Raw genomic sequence first — 15,215 nt, forward strand, 5'->3', positions numbered from 1 at the left:
CCCCCTCGCATGCCCTCGTATCCCCTCGCATCCTCCGGAGAGATCAGTGAGATTCCGCCTGCCCGGATCCCGCCGTCTGGTGGCCGCGGCCTTCGCCCTGGCCGTCGGCCTCGGCTCGACCACCCTCACGGCCTCGGCCTCCGCCAAGCCGACAGCGCCGGCCGGCGAGCGAATACCTGCCGGCTTCAGCGAACACAAGACCCGGGTCGCCGGGACCGGCATCGACTACGTGATCGGCGGTCACGGCCCGACCCTTGTCCTGATCCACGGCTACCCCCAGACCTGGTACGAGTGGCACGGCATCATGCCCGCGCTCGCCCGGCACTACACCGTCATCGCGCCGGACCTGCCCGGCGCGGGCCGGAGTGACGCCCCGGCGTCCGGATACGACAAGAAGACCATGGCCGGCACGCTGCACGCGCTCCTGGTGTCGCTCGGCAAGGACCACGACGTGAACGTCGTCGGCCATGACATCGGCACGATGGTGGCCTACTCCTACGCCGCCCAGTACCCGCACAGCGTCAGGAGGCTCGTGCTCAGCGAAGCCCCGATCCCCGACCCGGGCATCTACAAGTTCCCGTCGCTGACGGCCCAGGGCCCGGGGGCGTGGCACTTCGGCTTCTTCGCCCTGCAGACCGGCCTCCCGGAGAGCCTGATCCGGGGCCCCGAGCTGACCTGGACGACCGGCTTCATGCGGGGCATCGCGGTGCACAAGGACGCCCTGACCACCGAGGACCTCCAGGTCTTCGCCTCCTACCTGCGCGATCAAGCACACCTGGAAGCGAGCTTCGCCTGGTTCCGGGCGTTCCCGCAGGACATCGCCGACAACGCGCGGTTCCAGAAGAAGCCCCTGACCATGCCGGTCCTCGCGATCGGCGCCGACGGCAGCCTCGGTTCGTCGGTCGCGAAGCAGGCGCGCCACTACGCCACCCACGTCACCCCGGCCGTCATCCCCGACTCCGGTCACTGGATCTACGAGGAGCACCCGAAAGAGACGACCGACATGCTGCTGCGTTTCCTGGGCAGCCACCGATGACGTCGGAAGCGGACATGACGGGCATCGAACCCGCCCGGTTCCGCGAGGGCGGGCAACACCGCTGAAAGCCGATGCGTTCGGCGATGCCGTCCCACCGGCGGCCGAGCAGGCCACGGCGCGTCGTGCGGGTTCGCACACCGAGGTGATCCGCGGCGCCTCGCACGCGGTCCTCGTCTCGCATCCCGACGCCATCGCGCACGTCATCGAGGCCGCCGCCCACGCCACCTCCTGACCCGGCGTCGTCCGCGACGCCCCGGCCGGGCCGCTTCACCCATGCGTCCGGCCGGCCTGCGAAAGGAACGAGCATGCCCGCCTCCCCCGACCCGCTCCGCACAGATCCCCGCAGCGGGCACACCACCGAGAGGCAGCGACGGAGATGACCGACTCCCGCGACCACGGCCCTCTGCCGGGGCTGCTCCTCGCGCTGACCCTCGAAACCGGTTCGCGATACGGCGCGGAGCTGGGGCTGATCGGGCGACGACCGCTTTCCCCCTCCATCACCATCCCCCAACTGCCCAGTGTTTTCGGCCCACCGAACCCAGAAGGGAAACCGACATGCCCTACATCACCGTCGGCCGCGAGAACTCGGACCGGGCGGTCGACCGCGCCATGGACCTGTTCTGGCGCCGGGGCTATGCCGAGACCTCCCTGCAGGACCTGCTGAAGGAACTGTCGATAGGCAGCGGCAGCTTCTACGCGGCCTTCGGCTCGAAGGAGCAGCTCTACATCCGCTCCCTCGACCGCTACATCTCCGTCCAGGGCGGCGACCTGGAGGCGACCCTCGACGGGACGCCCGGGATCCGGCCCGCGATCCGCAGGGTGCTCACCTCCCTGATCGAGGCGGACCTGACCGACCCCACGCGTGGCTGCCTCGTGGTCAACACCGCCACGGAGTGCGGCGACCAGCCCTTGGCCGCGGACCGCGTCAACACCGCGATCCGGCAGGTCGAGTCCTCGCTCGCCGGCGCCCTGGAGCGGGCACAGGCGCGCGGGGAGATCTCCCCGGAGAAGAACCCGGGCGAACTGGCCAGGTTCCTGACCACGTTCATCCAGGGGATCCGCATCGTCGGCGGAGCACGCGTGGGGAGGGAGTTCATGGAGGACGCCCTGTCCACGGCGATGCGCGTACTGGACTGAACACCGCGGAGAACCCGCACAACGCCCGCATCCGCGGTTCGCCGTACCTTAATTGTGTATTGATCAATCCAGAAAGGAACCGTCATGGAACTGCACCTCAAGGACAAGGTCGCCGTCGTCACCGGAGCCAGCAAGGGCATCGGCCTGGCCGTGGTCGAGAGGCTGGCCCGGGAGGGCGTCAAGGTCGTGGCCGGCAGCCGCACCTCGACCCCCGAGCTGGACGCCCTGGCGGCCGACCACGACGTCACGTTCGTGCCGGTCGACCTGTCCACCAGGGACGGGGCGGAGGCCTTGATCCAGCAGGCCGTGGAGCGTCACCAGCGCCTGGACATCCTGGTCAACAACGTCGGCGCCGCCGAACCCCGAGAGTCGTTCCTCAAGGTCGACGACGCCGCCTGGCAGCGGATCTTCGACCTGACCTTCTTCAGCGCCGTGCGCACGAGCCGCGCCGCCCTGCCTCATCTGATCGCGGCGGGTGACGCGGCCATCGTGAACATCAGCTCGATCAACGCCCGGCTGCCCTTCCCCATGGTGGTCGACTACTCGGCGGCCAAGGCCGCACTGACCAACCTCAACAAGTCCCTGTCCGAGGAGTTCGCGCCTCAGGGCGTGCGCGTCAACGCCATCGCCCCGGGCCCGGTCCGCACGCCGTTCTGGACCGCGCCGGGCGGCTTCGCCGACGCCACCGCCGAGGCCGCCGGGACCACCGCACAGGAAGCGCTGGACGTCGTCGTACCGCAGAGCATGGGCATCACGTCAGGACGCATCAGCGAGGCGCACGAGGTCGCCGACCTCACCCTGTTCCTCGCCTCGCCCCTCGCCGCGAACATCACCGGCACGGAGACCCTCGTCGACGGCGGCCAGACCAAGACGCTCTGAGACCCGCACACGACACCCGCTGTTCAAACTTCACCTTCCAATCCTGATGGAGAGAGAAATGTCGGTCACCGACGCGATCACCCCTGAGCCGCTTCTTCAGCTCGGCCTGGGCTTCATGGCTTCCAAGACGCTGCTGAGCGCAGTGGAGTTGGGAATCTTCACGGCGCTGGCAGGCGGCGGCCGCGACCGTGAGTCCCTCGCCTCCGAGGTGGGCCTGCACCCCAGGTCCGCCGCGGACTTCCTGGACGCCCTGGTCTCGCTCGACGTGCTGACCCGCGACGAGGACGGCACCTACCGCAACTCCCCCGCCGCGGACGTGTTCCTGGACCGGGCCAAGCCGTCGTACATGGGCGGCATCCTGGAGATGGCCAACGCACGTCTCTTCGGCTTCTGGAACAACCTCACCGACGCGCTGCGGACCGGCGCCCTGCAGAACGAGGTCGCGCACAGCGGCGCCCCGTTCTTCGCGACGCTCAGCCAGGACCCGGTCGCCTGGCGCGCCTTCCTCAACGGCATGAACGGCGTCAGCACGCCCCTCGCCGCCGCACTGGCCGCCGACTTCGACTGGACCGGCCGGCGGCACGTCATCGACCTCGGCGGAGCCCTCGGCGCGGTGCCCGCCGCCGTCCTGCGCTCCCACCCGGACATCACCGGAGCCGTCTTCGAACTTCCCCCCGTCGGCCCGGTGTTCGAGGAGTTCGTCGCCGCCCACGGCCTGACCGACCGCCTCACCTTCCACGGCGGGGACTTCTTCTCCGACCCGCTGCCCGAGGCCGACGTCTACGTCATGGGGCAGATCCTCCACGACTGGAACCTGGAGCAGCGCCGGTTCCTGCTCCAGAAGGCCTACGACGCCCTGCCCGAGGGCGGCACCCTCATCGTCTACGACGCCATGATCGACGACGAGCGCCGCCACAACACCTACGGCCTGCTGCTGTCGCTCAACATGCTCATCGACACCGAGGGCGGGTCGGAGTACACGGTCGAGGACGCCACCCAGTGGCTCCGGGACGCCGGCTTCGCCAAGGTGGAGGCCCGTCACCTCATCGGCGGCTACACCGCCGTCCACGCCACCAAGTGACCTGCCTCCGGGGGAACCCGGGGAACCCGGAGAACTAGGAGGACGCCCGGGCCACCAGTGCCGTCGGCAGTACCGCGTGCCGGCGCTCCAGCCCCCGGGCGGCGGCCGGGCGCCGGTCGGCGATCTCGGCCAGCAGCAGGTCGATCATCGCGCGGCCCATCTCGTCGATCGGCTGGCGGACGCTGGTGAGCGGCGGGTCCATGTGACGCGCGATGGCCGAGTCGTCGTACCCGACCAGCGCCACGTCCTCGGGGATACGGCGGCCCGCCACCCGCAGCACCTGGCGGGCGCCCGCCGCCATCACGTCGGAGCCGGCGAACACGGCGTCGAGGCGGGGCTCGCGCTCCAGCAGCCGGGCCATCGCCCGCCGGCCGCCCTCCTCGGTGAAGTCGCCCGGTTCGATGAGGAGTTCGTCCGCCGCACGGCCCGCGTCGCGCAGGGCGTCGCGGTAGCCGTCGACGCGGCGCTGGGCTCCGTACACGTCGAGCCGGCCGGTGATGTGGGCGATCGTGCGGCGGCCGCGGGTCAGCAGGTGCTCCACGGCCGACCGGGCGCCGCCGTAGTTGTCGGAGTCCACCGAGGTCAGCGTCTCCTCCGCCGAGCGGGGGCCGCTGATCACGGCCGGGATCTCCAGCTGGGCGAGCAGGTCGGGCAGCGGGTCGTCGGCGTGCACGGACACCAGCAGCACCCCGTCCACCCGGTGCGCGGCCAGGTACTGCGCGAGCCGGCGCCGCTCGCGGTCGCTGCCCGCGAAGATCAGCAGCAACTGCATCTCGGTCTCGGAGAGTTCGGCACCGACGCCGCTGAGCATGTCGGAGAAGTACGGCTCCGCGAAGAACCGGGTCTCCGGCTCGGGGACGACCAGCGCGATCGCGTCCGTGCGGTTGGCGGCCAGCGCGCGGGCGGCGGTGTTGGGGACGTAGCCGAGTTCGTTGACGGCCGCCTCCACGGCCGCGCGGGTCGCGTCGCTGACCCGGGGCGAGCCGTTGATCACGCGTGACACCGTGCCGCGGCCCACGCCGGCCCGGGCGGCGACCTCCTCCAGGGTCGGCCGCCGAGTGCCCCGGCCCCGCTCACCCTTGACCGTCATGGTCGCCGCCTTCCGTTCGCAGCCCTCAGGCCAGGAAATGTAACAGCCGGGGCCCGGCCGCTCCGGGCCCCGTCACGCCCCCGGGGCCGTACCGGGTCAGCCCTGCTCACCGGCGCTCGGCAGGGCGTTCCGGCGGATCACCTCCGCGTACCAGTGTGCGCTCGCCTTGGGGATGCGGCGCTGGGTGCCGTAGTCGACGTAGACGGCGCCGAAGCGCTTGGAGTAGCCGTAGGACCACTCGAAGTTGTCCAGCAGCGACCACAGGAAGTAGCCGCGCACGTCCGCTCCGTCGGCGACGGCCTGCCGGACGGCGTCCAGGTGGGAGTGGAGGTAGGCGATCCGCTGCGGGTCGTTCACCCGGCCCTCGGGCGAGACGTAGTCGTCGAAGGCGGCGCCGTTCTCGGTGACCATCAGCGGCAGCCCCGGGTGCGAGGCGGCCAGGCCGGTCAGCAGGGTGTGCAGTCCGCTCGCGTCGATGGCCCAGTTCATCGCGGTGAGCTGGTCGTTGGCCAGATGGAAGGTGACGTCGTCGGAGCCCGTCCACGGGGAGTGGTCGCTCGCGCCGTGGCCGTCGTTGCGGGTGCCGGCGCCGCCCTCGACGGCCGCGGAGACCACGGTCGGCGAGTAGTAGTTGACGCCGAGCAGGTCGATCGGGCGGGAGATCTCGGCCAGGTCGCCGTCGTGCACCAGCTCCGCCCAGTCCACGAGGTGCGCGGTGTCGGCGAGCAGGTCCTCGGGGTAGGCCCCGTCCAGGATCGGGCCGGTGAAGATCCGGTTGCCGACCGCGTCGATACGCCGGGCCGCCTCGGCGTCCGCGGCGCTGTCGGTCAGCGGGCGCACCTGGTGCAGGTTGAGGGTGACGGAGGTCTGCGCGGTCGACGGCAGGTTCTCCCGCAGCGCCCCGATCGCCAGCCCGTGGGCCAGGTTGAGGTGGTGCGCGGCGCGCAGGGTGGCCGCCGGGTCGGTACGGCCGGGGGCGTGCACGCCGGAGCCGTAGCCCAGGAAGGCGCTGCACCAGGGCTCGTTGAGGGTGGTCCACAGCCCGACGCGGTCCCCCAGGGCCCGGGCCGTGATCTCGGCGTAGTCGGCGAAGCGGTGCGCGGTGTCCCGCTGCGGCCAGCCGCCCGCGTCCTCCAGTTCCTGCGGGAGGTCCCAGTGGTAGAGGGTGGCGACCGGGGTGATGCCCGCTTCGAGGAGTTCGTCGGTGAGCCGCCGGTAGAAGTCCAGGCCGCGCTCGACCGCGGGCCCCCGTCCGGTGGGCTGCACCCGGGACCAGGAGACGGAGAACCGGTAGGCCTTGAGGCCGAGGTCCTTCATCAGCGCCACGTCGCCCTTGTACCGGTGGTAGTGGTCGGCGGCGATGTCACCGGTGTCGCCGTTGCGGACCCTCCCGGGGGTGTGGCTGTAGGTGTCCCAGATCGACGGCGTACGACCGTCCTCGGCGGCGGCGCCCTCCACCTGGTACGCGGCGGTGGCGGCACCCCAGACGAAGCCGGGCGGGAAGGAGGTGTCTGAGGCCGACTGGGCAGTGGTCTCGGTTCGTACGGCGGTCATCTGAGAACGCTCCCGGAGTGGCGTGGAGAAGGGGGGAAGGGGAGAGAGGTGGAGAAGGGGGCGGGCACGGTCCTGCTGCGGGAAGGCGGCCGGGTCGCACGCGGGCACCGGCCCAGGGCACGGGCCCGCACCTGGGGCGGACCCGTACGGGACGGCGGACGGTGCGGGACGCCGCACGGCCCGGGCGGCGGACCGCCGGAACGCGGTGGGGCGGACCGCCGGAGACGGGTCGGGCGGCCCGCCCGGAGTCAGCCCTTGACGGCGCCCGCCATGATGCCTCCGACGATCTGCTTGCCGAAGATCACGAAGACGAGCAGCAGCGGCAGGGTGCTGATCAGCGCGCCGGCCATGACGATGCTCTGGTCGGGGGTGTAGGAGGCGCTGAGCTGGCCGAGCGCGACCTGGAGGGTGGGGTTGTCCTGGTTCAGGGCGAGGAAGGGCCAGAAGAAGTCGTTCCACGCCTGGACGAAGGTGAGCATGCCGAGCACCATCATCGCGGGGCGGGCCGCGGGCAGGACCACGTTCCACACGATGCGGATGTTGGTCGCGCCGTCCACCTTGGCCGCCTCGATGAGTTCGTAGGGCAGGGCCTCCAGCAGGTACTGGCGCATGAAGAAGACACCGAAGGCGCCGACCAGGGTCGGGAAGATCACCGACTCCAGTTTTCCGCCCCAGCCGATGTCCGCCATCATCATGAACAGCGGGACCACGCTGAGCTGCGGCGGGATCGTCAGGGTGGCGATGACCGCGGTCATCAGGGCGCCCCGGCCGCGGAACCGCATCTTGGCGAAGGCGTAGCCGGCCAGCGTGCAGAAGAACAGGGTGGCCGCGGTGATGCAGCCCGACACGATCACGCTGTTGACGATCGCCTTGCCCAGGTTGGCCTGGTCCCAGGCGGTCTGCAGGTTGCTCCACAGCCTGCCGCCCGGCAGCAGCGGCGGCGGACTGTCGAGGACCCGCTGCTGGTCGTGCGAGGCGGCCACCAGCGTCCAGTACAGCGGGAAGACCGAGCCCAGGCCGACGACGACCAGGGCGAGGTAGGTGAGGGGGCCGCCCTTGAGCTGCTGTCCGGCGCCGAGCTTGAGCCGTACGCGGTTCCTGCCCGGGGCGGCGACCGGCGGCACCGGGTCGAGGCCCGGTGCGGTGTTGGTGGGGCTGGTCGTGGTCATCGATATCGCTCCCGTCAGGCCGCGCTCTTGCGCAGGAACCGGCCGACGATCAAGTTGATCAGGGCGATGAGCAGCAGCAGGGCGAGCATGGCCCAGGCCACCGCCGCGGCCGGGCCCAGATGCCCCAGCTTCCAGCCGTAGTTGTAGAGGTAGATGCTGAGGGTTTCGTACTGGTGCTCGTTGCCGCCGGTGGAGCCGAGCGTGCCGCCCTGGAGCAGCAGCGGCTCGCCGAACAGCTGCATGGAGCCGATCGTCGAGATGACGATGGTGAACAGGATCGTCGGCCGCAGCGAGGGAATGGTCACCTTGCGGAACTGCTGCCAGCGCGTCGCCCCGTCGATGGAGGCGGCTTCGTACAGGTCGGCCGGCACGGCCTGCATGGCCGCCAGGTAGATCAGCGCGTTGTAGCCGGTCCAGCGCCAGATCACGATGACCGAGATGGCGATCTTGGACGTCCACTCGCCGTTGCCCCAGTCGGTGTTGCCGATGCCGACGAAGTGCAGCACCCAGTTGAGGATGCCGCCGTCGGCCCGGAACACCAGGGCGAAGACCAGGGCCGCGGTCGCCACCGAGGTGGCGTACGGGGTGAGCACGACCGTCCGCCAGAACGTGCTGGCGCGCAGCTTGTAGTTGAGCAGGTGGGCGAGGCCGAGCGCCACGAGCAGCTGCGGGACGGTCGAGATGACGCCGATCAGGAAGGTGTTCGTGACGGCCGTCCAGAACTCCGAGTCCTGGAGGATCTTGGTGAAGTTGTCGAAGCCGACCCACTCCGAGGTGCTGAGGCTCGTCATCTCCACCCGGTGCAGGGCTATCCAGCCCGTGTAGAGGAGCGGGTAGAGCCCGAAGGCACCGAAGACGAGGAAGAACGGAGCGATGTACGCGTACGGGGACGCGAGGTCGTCGAAGCGCCACAGCCGGCTGCGCCAGGTGCCGCGTCCGTTCGGCACGGCACCGGAGCCGCCGGCGGGCGGGGTGGGGGCACCCCGTGTGGGTGTCGTCGTTGCCACGGGGGATTTCCTTCCTGGGGGGATTCGGCCGGGGGGCGGGACAGGGCGGGGCCGGACGGCGACGTCGGGGTCTCCCACCGCACCGGACCCGGCCGGGGGACGCGGCGCGCCGGTGTCCGGCGCGCCCTACCCACGCGCCGGGCACCGGAACCTCGTACGGCACGGCGCGCGGTGCGGGCGGCCGACGGGGCCGTCCGCACCGCGGGTCGTCAGCCGATCACCTTGTCGATCGCCTCGGTCGCGGCCTTCCACGCGTCGGCGGGCTTGGTGCCCCGCTGCTCCATGTTGTTGATCTGCGTGGAGATGGTGTCCTTGATCGTCGCGTCCTTCGGGCCGAGCACCGCCTCGGGGATGGTCTTGGCCTCGTCGGCGTAGATCTGGCCGATCGGCGCGTTGTTGAAGTACGGGAGCGTCGCGTTCTTCACGCCGGGCAGGTCATAGGCGCCCTTGTTCGACGGGAAGACACCGATCGCCTTGAAGACCTCGGCCTGCTGCTCCGGGGCGGTCAGCCACTTGACGAGCTCGGCGGCCTCCTTGGTGTGCTTGCCGCTCTTGGGCACGGCCAGGAAGGAGCCGCCCCAGTTGGCCGCGGTCGAGCCGGGGGCCTTGGCTATGTCCCACTTGCCCTTGAAGGCGTCACCGGAGTTGGTGGAGATCTGCCCGGCCATCCAGGCGGGGCAGGCCACGGTCGCCACGCTGCCCTTGCGCAGCGCCGCCGTCCAGGCGTCGGTGAACTGCGCCAGACCCTGGGTCAGCTTCTTCGAGGCGGCCTCGGCGGCCAGGTTCCAGCCCTGCTGAACGGAGGCGCTGTCCTTGTAGATCGGCTTGCCGGAGGCGTCGTAGTACTGCTGCGCGGAGGAGCTGACGACCGCGTTGTACATGGCGCTCGCGGAGTCCATGAAGTAGGTGCCGGACGGGGCCTTCTTCTTGTACTGCTCGCCGAGCTTGAGGTAGTCCTCCCAGCCGCCCGCGACGGCCTTGGCGACCGCGTCGCGGTCGGAGGCCAGACCCGCCTTCTCGAAGAGGTCCTTGCGGTAGCACAGGGACATCGGGCCGATGTCGGTGCCGGCGCCGATGACCGTGCCGTCCGAGGCGGTGGCCTGCTTCTCCTTCCAGGAGACCCAGTCGTCCACGTTGATCGTCTTGCTCAGGTCGGTGAACTTGGCCGCCTGGGTGTCGGCGACCTCCTTGATGCGGCCCACCTCGATGCCGGTGACGTCCGCCAGGCCACTGCCCGTGTTCAGCTGCTGAAGGAGCTTGGGGTAGTAGTCCTGCTCGTTGGCGGTGGTCTCTTCCTTCACCGTGATCTTCGGGTGCAGCTTGTGGTACTTCGCGAACAGGTCGGCCTCCTTGTAGCCGAACTGCCCGAAGTCCGCCACCGTGAGAGTGATGTTCCCGTTGGAGTCCGAGGCGTTCGAGTCGCTGCCGCTGCTGCAACCGGTCAGCAACAGCGCCGAGGCGGTCAGGACCGTTGTGGTCAGGGCCGCCGCTCTGCGGCCGCGACGACCGGTACGGGTGATGCGCATTCCACTACTCCTTGTTCCAGTGGGGGAACGGGATCTCAGGAAACAGACCGCCGGGGACCGGCGATCCGGACCTGCCCTCTCGGTGCGAGCAGCGGCCGGCCCACAGCACTCGACGTGCGGTGAAAAGGTGCTGGTCAACGAGGTGCGGTGACGACAGAGGGAAAGGCCATGGGGTGGTTCGCTCCACACGGGAGAGATTCCCCGGCTACCCGTGGAACCGCTCCCACGCGGCATGCCGGAAGACTGGTTCCTGCCGGGCCGACTGTCAAGACTTGAAAACGGCGTTGTTGCCCAAGCGTGTTCCGGACGTCACGGGAACGTGTCGCGCCGGGGGGTTTCACCGGCCCGACATCAGCCCGCCTCATCCAGGAATCACGCAGGTCACAGACGTGACGGCGGTCGGCGTCCCAGGAGTTGCGCCGCACACCACCGCGCGCTCGGGGTTTCCCGGACCGGGACGCGGCACGCCCGGACCGGACGCCGAGAGGTGAACGATGAGCTTCCGGAGCGCCTACCAGGGGCCGGACACCCCGAGCCGCCGGCGGCACCGCGGGAGCCTGACGGCACCTCTTTGCCATGGGAGCGCTCCCATGCATAATGGCGGCAAGCCGACCATGGGAGCGCTTCCATGCCCGATTCGCCGACCGAGGCCTTTCCTCCCGCCTTCCTCTGGGGCGCCGCGACCTCCGCGTACCAGATCGAGGGGGCGGTGCGGGAGGGCGGCCGCACACCCTCGATCTGGGACACCTTCAGCCATACGCCGGGCAGGACCGCCGGCGGCGAGACCGGTGACATCGCTGTCGACCACTACCACCGCTACCGCGACGACGTGGCGCTGATGGCGGACCTCGGCCTGAACGCCTACCGGTTCTCGGTCTCCTGGTCGCGTGTCCAGCCGACCGGCCGTGGCCCCGCCGTCCAGGTGGGCCTGGACTTCTACCGCCGGCTGGTGGACGAGCTGCTGGCGAAGGGCATCAAGCCCGCGATCACGCTCTACCACTGGGATCTGCCGCAGGAGCTGGAGGACGCGGGCGGTTGGCCGGAGCGGGACACGGCGCACCGCTTCGCCGAGTACGCGCAGATCGTCGGCGAGGCGCTCGGCGACCGGGTCGAGCACTGGATCACCCTCAACGAGCCCTGGTGCAGCGCCTTCCTGGGTTACGGCTCCGGGGTGCACGCCCCCGGCCGTACCGATCCGGCGGCCGCCCTGCGCGCCGCGCACCACCTCAACCTGGCGCACGGGCTGGGCACTTCAGCGCTGCGCTCGGCGATGCCGGCCCGCAACCAGATCGCGATCAGCCTCAACTCCGCGGTCGTACGGCCGCTTTCGCAGGACCCGGCGGACCTGGTGGCGGTCCGCACGATCGACGATCTGGCCAACGGGGTGTTCCACGGCCCGATCCTGCACGGCGCGTACCCCAAGTCACTGTTCGCGGCGACGGCATCGCTGACGGACTGGTCGTACGTCCTGGACGGCGACCCGGCCGCGATCCACCAGCCGCTGGACGCCCTCGGGCTGAACTACTACACGCCCGCGCTCGTGTCGTCGGCGTCCGGCACGGCGAGCGGTCCGCGCGCGGACGGCCACGGTGCCGGCGCGCACTCGCCCTGGCCGGGCGCCGACGACGTCGCCTTCCACCAGACGCCGGGTGAGCGCACGGAGATGGGCTGGACGATCGACCCGACGGGCCTGCACGAGCTGATCACGCGCTACTCGCGGGAGGCCCCGGGGCTGCCGCTCTACATCACCGAGAACGGCGCGGCCTACGACGACAAGCCGGACCCGGACGGCAACGTCCACGACCCGGAGCGCGTCGCCTACCTGCACGGCCACCTCTCGGCGGTGCGCCGCGCGATCGCCGACGGAGCGGACGTCCGCGGCTACTACCTGTGGTCCCTGATGGACAACTTCGAGTGGGCGTACGGCTACGGCAAGCGGTTCGGGGCGGTGTACGTCGACTACGCGACCCTCGCCCGTACCCCGAAGTCGAGCGCGCGCTGGTACGCGGAGGCGGCCCGCACGGGAACGCTCCCGGCGCCACGACCGGCGTCGGCCTGAGACCGGGGCGGCCTGAGCCGGGGGCTCGGTGGACCGGGGGCGCGGTTCCGGGGGGTTCCGCGCCCCCTCCCGTTTCACGGACACCACTTCACAGACACCACTCAGGCAACGATCAGCGGCCTCTCAACTCCGCCGCCCGCCCGCTGCTGCGGACGTACACGTCCTCGGACCACCCCGGCGCCGGAACGCCGTACTACTACCCGGGCGGCACGGTCGGCGGCCGTACCCTCCCCGGCGGCTGGTACAGCACACCGTGGTGGAAGACGGCCCTGGTCGCGGGCGCGGCGGGCGTCGGCGGCATGCTGCTGGCGGACGCCCTGTTCGACGGCTTCCACCACCACGGCCCGCCGATGGGCGGCCCCGGCGGACCCGGCGGGTTCGGGGGCTTCGGGGGGCCGGGGTTCTTCTGAACACACAGGGAACGCGGGCGGTGTACGCGGCGGGTGCCGCGTACACCGTGTCCGTGCGTGCAGGCCTCGTGTGTCCCGTTCAGGCGGCGGCCCCCGCGGTCGCGCGCAGCGGCCCGAGGGCCCGTGCCCAGGCCAGCAGTTCGTCGACCAGCCCGTGCACCTCGGCCGCCTGCGACTCCCGCGGCCGGAAGTCGGTGAAGGCCACGAAGTCCTCGCGCAGCGACAGCGCCACCTGCGGCCCGATGTCCGCCATCCGCAGCACTCCCGCCTGCGCGCGCAGCTTCTGTACGGCCATGACCGCGCCGAAGACGCCGTAGCCGACGTAACCGACCGGCTTGCCGCCCCACTCCTCGTAGAGGTAGTCGATGGCGTTGGTCAGGGACGCGGGCGGGGCGGTGTTGTACTCGGGGGTGACGACTATGAAGGCGTCGCACGCGCCGATCCGCTCGGCCCAGCGCCGGGTGTGCGGCCGCCCGCCCGGTGTCCGCAGCGCCGGCACGGGCTCGTCGAGCAGGGGCAGCGCGAAGTCCTTCAGGTCGACGAGGTCGAAGTCCGCGCGGCCGGCGGCGTGTTCGGCCGCCAGGTCCCGGACCCACCGCGCCACTTTCTCGCCGTTTCGTCCGGGGCGGGTGCTGCCGATGATGATGCCGGTCTTGGTCATGTCCGCTTCTCCTCCAGGTCCCGAAGTCCGTCTCCGGGACCTGGGACGAGACAGCCCTGCCGGTTGTGACATCGGAGCATCCGCGGTGCGGTCAGCCGATCGCCTTGAACGCGTTGGCGAAGGCGTTCTTGTCCTGGACGATCGAGCTGCAGGTGGCGTCCGCGGTGGACTTGGCGCCGCCGGCGCACTGCTTGTCGCGGGTGGCGGACCACATCGACAGCCAGCCGATCCCCTTGGACTTGGCGAAGTCGACCAGCTGGCCGGCGTCGTCGACCTTGAAGACCTCGGACGAGACGTCGTTGACGCCGATCATCGGGGTGACCGCGACCGCCTTCCAGGCGGCGGAGTCCGAGAGGCCGAGGACGCTCTTGACCTGGGCCTGGGTGGCGGTGGCGGCCTGGATGGCGTAGGTGCCCATGTCGCCGCTGAACGCGGGGCCGTAGTCCATCGCCATGATGTTGACGGCGCTGATCTTCACGCCGTTGGCCTTGGCGTTGGAGACCAGGTTGACGCCGTCCTGGGTGAGTCCGTCGGGCATCACCGGGAGGGTGAAGGAGACGTTCAGGTTCGGGTGGCTCGCCTGGAGCTTGACGATGGCCTTCGCGCGGTTGGTGTTCGCCGTGGTGTTGGGCAGCGCACCGCCTTCCACGTCGAAGTCGACCTTGGTCAGGTTGTACGCGTCCACGACCTTGCCGTACGCCGCCGATAGCGCGTCCGCCGAGGAGCAGGTGGTGGCGAGCTCGGAGCCGGAGGCGCCGCCGAAGGAGACCCGGACGTCACCGCCCTTGGCACGCAGGGCGCCTATCTGGGAGGCCACGCCGTCGCTGGACAGGTCCGACACCCCGCCCCACTTCGGCGTGCAGCCGCCGCCGTCGGTGATGAAGGCGAGGTTGTAGTTCTTCACACCGGTCGCGTCGGCGGCCGCGAGCAGGTCGAACGCCGGGTAGAGGGAGGTGTCGACGTACGGGGCGAAGGCGGCGGAGGTCGCGGTGCCGGACCCGGACCCGGATCCGGTGCCCGTGCCGGTGCTCTGGGACGGGGTGGGCGTCGGAGTCGGAGTCGGAGTCGGAGTCGGTGTGGGGGTGGGGGTGGGGGTGCCGCCCGTCGAACAGCTCGCGTTGTCGATACGACAGCCGGTCGGATCCCCGCTGCCGTTGACGACGAAGCCGACGGTGACCGACTTTCCGACCGCGAGACCGTCCGTGTCCCACTTCGCCGGCTTCACGGTGACGTGCTGACCGCTGACGCTCGACTCGGCGTTCCACAGCGAGCTGAGCTTCGCTCCGGCCGGCAGGTCGAACTCCAGGGTCCAGCTCTTCTCCGTCGCACCGCTGTTGTTCGTCACGACGTACTGCGCGCTGTAGCCGCTCGACCAGTCGCTGGTCTTCGAGTACACGGCGCCGACGCCGGCGGCCTGTGCGATGCCGCTGAACATGATCGCGCCGCCGCCGACGACGGCCGCCGCGACCAGACCGCCGATCGCCTTGCTCCTGTTGCTGATTCTGCGCCGGTGCGTGCTCATCCGCTGCCTGCCTTCACCTGCTGAGAGGGGGGTGGGAGGCAGCACGCTAGCGATCGGGAACCGGACAAACGGCTTGATAGGGAC

The 15,215-nt window shown here is 70.6% G+C and carries 12 protein-coding genes; 5 read left to right on the plus strand and 7 right to left on the minus strand.

Annotated elements, in window-relative coordinates; translation table 11 throughout:
• The first annotated feature begins 46 nt into the window (after positions 1-46).
• The 4 genes from ACIRR9_RS17165 to ACIRR9_RS17180 all read left to right on the plus strand — a co-directional run bounded on the left by ACIRR9_RS17165 (position 47) and on the right by ACIRR9_RS17180 (position 4,133).
• Positions 47-1,036 carry an alpha/beta fold hydrolase gene (locus ACIRR9_RS17165; RefSeq protein WP_403751968.1) on the plus strand — a complete coding sequence of 330 codons (990 nt, stop codon included), beginning with the start codon at positions 47-49 and terminating at the stop codon, positions 1,034-1,036.
• A gap of 555 nt (positions 1,037-1,591) precedes the next feature.
• Positions 1,592-2,173: a TetR/AcrR family transcriptional regulator gene (locus tag ACIRR9_RS17170; RefSeq protein WP_403751970.1), complete on the plus strand. Its 582-nt coding sequence runs from the start codon at positions 1,592-1,594 to the stop codon at positions 2,171-2,173.
• Between the two features lie 84 nt (positions 2,174-2,257).
• Entirely contained in the window at positions 2,258-3,052 is a 795-nt protein-coding gene (locus tag ACIRR9_RS17175; RefSeq protein WP_403751972.1) for an SDR family NAD(P)-dependent oxidoreductase, read from the plus strand.
• Positions 3,053-3,110: 58 nt separating this feature from the next.
• Entirely contained in the window at positions 3,111-4,133 is a 1,023-nt protein-coding gene (locus tag ACIRR9_RS17180) for a methyltransferase (protein ID WP_403751974.1), read from the plus strand.
• A gap of 34 nt (positions 4,134-4,167) precedes the next feature.
• On the opposite strand, the gene ACIRR9_RS17185 is transcribed toward ACIRR9_RS17180, so the two are convergent.
• The 5 genes from ACIRR9_RS17185 to ACIRR9_RS17205 all read right to left on the minus strand — a co-directional run bounded on the left by ACIRR9_RS17185 (position 4,168) and on the right by ACIRR9_RS17205 (position 10,479).
• Positions 4,168-5,223: a LacI family DNA-binding transcriptional regulator gene (locus ACIRR9_RS17185; RefSeq protein ID WP_403751976.1), complete on the minus strand. Its 1,056-nt coding sequence runs from the start codon at positions 5,221-5,223 to the stop codon at positions 4,168-4,170.
• 96 nt (positions 5,224-5,319) lie between these two features.
• A complete protein-coding gene (locus ACIRR9_RS17190; protein WP_403751978.1) occupies positions 5,320-6,777 on the minus strand; it encodes a GH1 family beta-glucosidase in 1,458 nt (485 codons plus the stop codon).
• Between the two features lie 248 nt (positions 6,778-7,025).
• Positions 7,026-7,946 (minus strand): carbohydrate ABC transporter permease, encoded by a 921-nt coding sequence (locus ACIRR9_RS17195; protein WP_403751980.1) that lies wholly within the window; start codon positions 7,944-7,946, stop codon positions 7,026-7,028.
• Between the two features lie 14 nt (positions 7,947-7,960).
• Positions 7,961-8,953 (minus strand): carbohydrate ABC transporter permease, encoded by a 993-nt coding sequence (locus tag ACIRR9_RS17200; RefSeq protein ID WP_403751982.1) that lies wholly within the window; start codon positions 8,951-8,953, stop codon positions 7,961-7,963.
• 209 nt (positions 8,954-9,162) lie between these two features.
• Positions 9,163-10,479 (minus strand): ABC transporter substrate-binding protein, encoded by a 1,317-nt coding sequence (locus tag ACIRR9_RS17205; RefSeq protein WP_403751984.1) that lies wholly within the window; start codon positions 10,477-10,479, stop codon positions 9,163-9,165.
• 628 nt (positions 10,480-11,107) lie between these two features.
• On the opposite strand from ACIRR9_RS17205, the gene ACIRR9_RS17210 reads away from it, so the two are divergent.
• Positions 11,108-12,538: a GH1 family beta-glucosidase gene (locus tag ACIRR9_RS17210; protein ID WP_403751986.1), complete on the plus strand. Its 1,431-nt coding sequence runs from the start codon at positions 11,108-11,110 to the stop codon at positions 12,536-12,538.
• A 489-nt stretch (positions 12,539-13,027) separates the two neighbouring features.
• On the opposite strand, the gene ACIRR9_RS17215 is transcribed toward ACIRR9_RS17210, so the two are convergent.
• The gene (locus ACIRR9_RS17215; RefSeq protein ID WP_403751990.1) at positions 13,028-13,609 is read right to left on the minus strand and encodes an NADPH-dependent FMN reductase; all 582 of its coding nucleotides are present in this window, start codon (positions 13,607-13,609) and stop codon (positions 13,028-13,030) included.
• Between the two features lie 91 nt (positions 13,610-13,700).
• The gene (locus ACIRR9_RS17220; protein WP_403751993.1) at positions 13,701-15,131 is read right to left on the minus strand and encodes a cellulose binding domain-containing protein; all 1,431 of its coding nucleotides are present in this window, start codon (positions 15,129-15,131) and stop codon (positions 13,701-13,703) included.
• Positions 15,132-15,215 lie beyond the last annotated feature (84 nt).

This window comes from Streptomyces sp. NPDC101234 (assembly GCF_044767525.1).
Lineage (GTDB): Bacteria > Actinomycetota > Actinomycetes > Streptomycetales > Streptomycetaceae > Streptomyces > Streptomyces sasae.

Coding starts and splice junctions, on each gene's coding strand:
- ACIRR9_RS17170 (WP_403751970.1), top strand. CDS start 1,592: ATGCCCTACATCACCGTCGGCCGCGAGAACTCGGACCGGGCGGTCGAC.
- ACIRR9_RS17175 (WP_403751972.1), top strand. CDS start 2,258: ATGGAACTGCACCTCAAGGACAAGGTCGCCGTCGTCACCGGAGCCAGC.
- ACIRR9_RS17180 (WP_403751974.1), top strand. CDS start 3,111: ATGTCGGTCACCGACGCGATCACCCCTGAGCCGCTTCTTCAGCTCGGC.
- ACIRR9_RS17185 (WP_403751976.1), bottom strand. CDS start 5,223: ATGACGGTCAAGGGTGAGCGGGGCCGGGGCACTCGGCGGCCGACCCTG.
- ACIRR9_RS17190 (WP_403751978.1), bottom strand. CDS start 6,777: ATGACCGCCGTACGAACCGAGACCACTGCCCAGTCGGCCTCAGACACC.
- ACIRR9_RS17195 (WP_403751980.1), bottom strand. CDS start 7,946: ATGACCACGACCAGCCCCACCAACACCGCACCGGGCCTCGACCCGGTG.
- ACIRR9_RS17205 (WP_403751984.1), bottom strand. CDS start 10,479: ATGCGCATCACCCGTACCGGTCGTCGCGGCCGCAGAGCGGCGGCCCTG.
- ACIRR9_RS17210 (WP_403751986.1), top strand. CDS start 11,108: ATGCCCGATTCGCCGACCGAGGCCTTTCCTCCCGCCTTCCTCTGGGGC.
- ACIRR9_RS17215 (WP_403751990.1), bottom strand. CDS start 13,609: ATGACCAAGACCGGCATCATCATCGGCAGCACCCGCCCCGGACGAAAC.
- ACIRR9_RS17220 (WP_403751993.1), bottom strand. CDS start 15,131: ATGAGCACGCACCGGCGCAGAATCAGCAACAGGAGCAAGGCGATCGGC.